This window comes from Barnesiella sp., assembly GCF_022723415.1.
Taxonomy (GTDB): domain Bacteria; phylum Bacteroidota; class Bacteroidia; order Bacteroidales; family Barnesiellaceae; genus Barnesiella; species Barnesiella intestinihominis.
The window spans coordinates 1-5377 of the sequence record NZ_JAIJHU010000098.1; the positions used below are offsets into that span (position 1 = coordinate 1).

The window sequence follows — 5377 nt, forward strand, 5'->3', positions numbered from 1 at the left end:
GGATTAAAAGCGACACTTCGATCGGCCTTTTGTGCTTTCTTTTTGCTTTGTGAGTACTTTCTATTCCTTTACAGAAACATAGGGAGAGAGTGATGTTTTTATATGCTTCCTCTGCTATGGATATTTTTTAACCTCTCCGTCCTGCGGACACCTCCCCTATATTTTGCTATGCAAAACACAGAGGAGGTTAATACTTTCCTGTGTATTGTGTTTGTTCTTCTCCCCTGCCGTGTCCCGTAGTATTACGGGGAGTTGCGGAGAATAGGGGAGACACAGAGGAGCGGTAGCGACGATGAGAGGGGTTAAAAAAGATAGGATTTTTGTAGAACTAACCTTTCCATCTTTCGGATACCTTCCCTATCACGCTGCATGTGCAGGAGGTCAGTTTTTAGCTCTTGCCCATGATATAATGATAGATAGTTTCTATTCTCCCGTGTACACGGCTTTCATAGAGCCTAAGGGAAGTTTCCCTTCTACTTTCAAGGGTATGCGTTTATTGTCGGTAGAGATCCATGCCGAGATTTTGTCGCTGGTCTTTTTGCCGGTTCTGTCATAGAATCGGAAATGAAGTTTGTAGGTGCTGTATTCCTTTTTGTTTTGTTTGAGGATTTCCTGTCCCAAATATTCTATTTCGAGGTATTCGAGGTTTTTACCGGAGAAAATTTTGGTGTTATAGATTTGATACATTTCCATTGCTCGGAAGTCGAAGGTGCGAATCACGTAAAAGATACTCAGCATGTCGTAGACTATACCGGGTTCGGTGAGTGTATAGTCCTCTATGGCGTTACGCTTGGGCCGATATAGGCGGATATTTCCCGTGGTCGAGTTTCCATCGTAGGTATAATTTACTTCGTCTTTCCGGTAAGTCCCGTTTTCGTCAGCGAGTTTGGCGTAATAAATGGGTAGCAGTTCTTTGTTTCGCTGCATATCGGATACCAGTGTGTCGCGTACTTTGAATATGTTGTCGGCAAAGGGGAGTGTACGAGCTTTTAAAACAGATGTATATTTGTCGGGGTATTCGGTGAGTTGGAGCGTAGCTGTCGCTGCCCGCTTCCAGAGAAATCCCAGTTGGTATATGACATCGTAGGATAGCCATTCGGGTTGCATACCCGGAGTCGTTTGCGCATAAATTCCGTTCGCCATACTCCAAAAAAGAATCCCGAAAGTAATACGGCGTAACGACCCGGTGTTTTTCATATAACGATGGCGTAGCATGCGGTTTGTTATTAAGATTGTCAGTAATTTCGTTTTTTCTCTTTGGGCTTGTTTTTCTTTATTTTGTCGGGTTTTTGTTTATCGACCGGTGTCGCATAGATGTCCCAATCCTGTTCTATATCCCAATTGGCTTTCAGTTCGAGTTCCTGTGGGTAATACGAAACTTCTTCGGGCTGTCTTTTCTCGGAGTAGTTCCCGGTGTCGTATTTCCCGTTTCCGTTACGGTCGATAAATAAGCGGGCGTAGTAAGTACCCGGATTCATATACATGAACTCGGCTCCTCCATTGATGACCGGGGCTGTTCTTACGGGTTTGTCTCCTGAATCAAGAATTTCGACAAAGGCGGAATCGGATACGCCCGAAATAGAGAGATACAGATTGGCGTAATCTTCGAGGGCTTTGACTTTGAATTCTTGTTTATAGGTGTTCGTGAATAGTCCGTAAATATTGGTGAATGCCGTGGAGTCCATAACGATGCGATAGGATTCTCCCGGAGTCCATTTGTAGGTGAGTGTGTAGTCCCGGATAGCAATGGAGTCTTGGAGGAATGTGTACAGGGAGTCGGCAACAGGTATCCACAAGGTGTCTCTTTTTTGTTCCAGATGTATTTTCCCTGCATCGTATGTTTGCAATGGTTCGGCAAAGGAAAAACGAAGCGGTTTATAAACATCGAGAGAAGAGCTTATCTTGGCGTTCATTTGCATGAATTGGATTTCGGGAACTTCGATGGAGTCGTTGTCCTTGTCTTTCTTTTTTTCTTTTTTCTTGGGCGCTTTGACTTTTTTCATGATGAATTTGAGCGTATCGTTGTAGAGAGACAATTGTCTTAACGTGTCGGTACGGAGATATTCGGCCGTGAATAAAAGTGTATCCATGTTGTAAATGAGCGAGTCTTTTATCCAGTATTGCAGCGTGTCGTTATGGAACGAGCGTTCGAGAATGGCCCAGTCTTCTTGCTCGAAATTCAGCGGCTTCAGCTTGGGCAACGAATCGGCGGGAGCTTTGAAATAAAGGTCGATTTTACGACGGTCTTTTCTTTCGCTTTTGTCGAGATATTGAGATTGGAATCCTTCGTTGAATGCCGTGAGCAGAATATCGTTCGGATAGAAATGGGTGTGGTTGTATTCGATAATGGTGTCGATGGTGACGCTGTCTTTCCAAATGGTGTCGACGTGTAATTTAACATCGGCCGAAGGAATAACGATAGAATCGAGAAAAGCGATATCTTCCGACGGGTTGTCGAAGCGGTAGTCTCGGTTCATGTCTTTCAGCGCGAATAGACGGTATTTGCCGGGTGTTACATTTCGTATCGTGAAATGACCTAATTCGTCGGAACTGGCAATTCTTTCTAATGGGAGTTTCTGGAAAGCCGAGTCTTCGAGGTCGCTGTGTAATCCTACCAACATGCCGGTTATGGGCTCCAAATCCCGGGCATTGAGTAGTATTCCCGAAACTTGCAGAGAGTCTATCTTGGGGCCGGTCGAAAAGGAGTAGGCGAATCCATAGAGCGGATTGCGCTCGTTGTTGTCGATGATGGCATCGGAAAAGTCGATAGTATAGGTCGTGTTGGGTAGTAACGAGTCTTTAAGAATCACGGTTATTTTACGTCCCGAAGTACGAATTTCGGGCATATCTTTTTGGGGGGGGGAGACGATTACTTTTTCGGACGGTTTGTCTACTTGAATGATTTCGTCGAATTCGATTTCGATTTTCTGTTTCGAAACGTTCAATGCGTTAGGAACCGGCATGCTCTTGATGAATACAGGCGGTGTTTCATCGCGGGGACCACCGCCGGGTCTCGACATGTTGGCGCAGGAATATATGGAAATCGCCAGAATGAACGAGGCGACCAGCCGATAGACTGTTATCGTGGAAAGGGGGTGTTTCGGATTCATCGTCGAATATTTTATGTAAAGATAGTACAAATAAGAACAGAAACAAGTTATGTTCTGTTTTGCCGAATCGATCTATTTGCGACAAAGATAGTGCAAACCGAGACCAAAAGCAAGTGTGCCTATTTTTACCGATGTGCAGCCTATTTTCAATTTTTTCATCACAGGGGGTGAATCGAGTTCCTAAGAAAAGGGGGGCTAAAAAAGATAGTATATAGGATTTTTTGTAGAGCTAACCCCTCCGTCCTACGGACCCCTCCCCTATATTTTGCGTTGCAAAACACCCCGTAATGTTACGGGACACGGCAAGGGAGGAGGGTGGTACTTTTTATTTTATAGTTTGGCATTTTTGTGCAGCAAGTAGGAGGTATCTAACTTTCTCCCTTTTTGCTTGCTCTCTCCCACAAACCGACGGGCGAGGAGAGGGTATAATTTTTTTATTTCAATAGTTTCAATAGCGTATGTTTGTATATGAACAGCCGGACTTTATCTGCCATTACCGATACGATGAATACTCCCGCCATAAACAGCAAGGCATACGGGAATGATGGGGTGTAATGCGCTTCGATATAGTCGCATGCTGCGCAGTATAGGGGTTTAATGGAGAGGTCGTTATGGATTAAATATACGGCGAACGAGGAAACTGCGATATAGTTGATCCATTTTATGCTACCGATATTTAGTTTTTTGAAGAACAAGAACAGGGCTATGGATTCGAGAACGATAAGGGGGTTGAGGTAGCTATAAGGGGTAATCGTGAATCCTGCTTTCAAGATGAGGGCGGCGATGGCTACCATAATGAATCCGGTAACGAGGTAAACACCTAAATAGACGTATTTCGAGAGATCGAATATGCCGTCTTGTTTCCGGCGGAGATAGGCTCCTATCAAATATAGCCCCACGAGGCTGATGATGCTCATGCCTTTGTTGAAGTCATAGGCTTTTCCCAAGTAGCCGAACAAGGTGCTGAACAGATAAAAAGCAAGAATGAATATACCCAACTCCCGATGTGTCGATTTTTCGATGAAGCGGTTTATCATCGGGGCCAGTATGTATAGTCCGATGTACGCTTCGATAAACCAGCGGGAGAATGTGTTGTGATATAATGTCTTGAATAGGTCGGTCATGTTGAAGGAATCGGTTGCGGCGGATACGATAATAGGGCATACGATCGCCCAGAACAATATTTGAAAAAGGAGGTTGGAGAAAGATTTTAATTTCCAACGGATACCGAAGTACCCGGAGATGAGAATAAAACAATTGACACAGACGAAGCTGATACTACGTAATTCGAGATCGAACAGTGTGCCGAGCGTATCGTGAGCCAATGTGTCGTGTGTCGGCAGTGTTCGGTAGGGAATATAATGAATCGTCAGAACCAAGAACATCGAAAGTATTCTCAGAAGTTCGATATTTGAACTACGCTCTTGTGGCTCTCCTCCTATTTTGTTCATATAATTGGGCATAACTTATAGGGTTAATAATCGATTTGCCGTCACGTCGAAATATCGGAAATGCGGCGCTTCGGTCGAGGCATGAGCCTCGGGTTATAACCGAAGTACAAAAATAATATTAAATCTTGAAAAAGATATAATCGTTTTCTTTTTCATGTTTCTTTGGGGGATTGTGCTTTATCGGTGTAAAAAACGCTAATAATAAATAAATCGAATAATTTTGGGCTTCTGTGAAAAAATAATATATCTTTGCACCTTGATAAAAATACGAAATTCATTAAACAAAAAATAAAGTAATAGTCACATGCAAAACAAAGGATTTATTAGAGTCGTTGCGGTTTTGCTTACACTTATCTGTTTGTTCTATCTTTCGTTTTCGGTTGTAACCGCTATTTACAATAATAAGGCGAAAGAGTATGCTGCGGGCGATGAGGCTAAGTATAAACATTATATCGACTCTATCTCTACGGAAAAGGTGTATTGGTGGTATTACACGTATCAGCAATGCCGTGAAATGGAAATAGGTTTGGGTCTTGACCTGAAAGGAGGTATGAACGTAACGCTGCAAATTTCTGTGGCAGACGTGCTCAAATCTTTGTCGAATAATAACCCGGATCCTAACTTCAACGCAGCTATTGCTGCCGCTCAGGCTGCTCAGGCCGGGAACAACGACTTTATTGTTTCGTTCTACAACGAATACAAAAAGATAGATCCGAATGTGAGACTTTCGGCTATTTTCAGCACTTTCCAGTTAAAAGATAAAATAACCCCCAGATCGACTAACGACGAGGTAATCTCAATTCTTCGCGAAGAATT

At 43.4% G+C, this 5377-nt stretch carries 3 protein-coding genes and 1 pseudogene; 1 reads left to right on the forward strand and 3 read right to left on the reverse strand.

The window, feature by feature from the left end:
* Positions 1-423: 423 nt before the first annotated feature.
* The 3 genes from QVD32_RS12535 to QVD32_RS12545 all read right to left on the reverse strand — a co-directional run bounded on the left by QVD32_RS12535 (position 424) and on the right by QVD32_RS12545 (position 4561).
* Positions 424-1215, reverse strand: coding sequence for a DUF3108 domain-containing protein (locus tag QVD32_RS12535; protein WP_008862917.1), 792 nt, complete (start codon positions 1213-1215; stop codon positions 424-426).
* A 20-nt stretch (positions 1216-1235) separates the two neighbouring features.
* Positions 1236-3110 (reverse strand): Ig-like domain-containing domain, encoded by a 1875-nt coding sequence (locus QVD32_RS12540; RefSeq protein WP_008862916.1) that lies wholly within the window; start codon positions 3108-3110, stop codon positions 1236-1238.
* Positions 3111-3544: 434 nt separating this feature from the next.
* Positions 3545-4561, reverse strand: a complete 1017-nt coding sequence (locus tag QVD32_RS12545; RefSeq protein ID WP_195241944.1) for an acyltransferase — start codon at positions 4559-4561, stop codon at positions 3545-3547.
* 304 nt (positions 4562-4865) lie between these two features.
* Between QVD32_RS12545 and QVD32_RS12550 the strand changes: the two are divergent.
* Positions 4866-5377, forward strand: a pseudogene (locus QVD32_RS12550) (protein translocase subunit SecDF); the annotation flags it as partial.

Excerpts from the sequence above, each read along its gene's own strand:
- QVD32_RS12535 (WP_008862917.1), bottom strand. The coding sequence starts at position 1,215 with ATGCTACGCCATCGTTATATGAAAAACACCGGGTCGTTACGCCGTATT.
- QVD32_RS12540 (WP_008862916.1), bottom strand. The coding sequence starts at position 3,110 with ATGAATCCGAAACACCCCCTTTCCACGATAACAGTCTATCGGCTGGTC.
- QVD32_RS12545 (WP_195241944.1), bottom strand. The coding sequence starts at position 4,561 with ATGAACAAAATAGGAGGAGAGCCACAAGAGCGTAGTTCAAATATCGAA.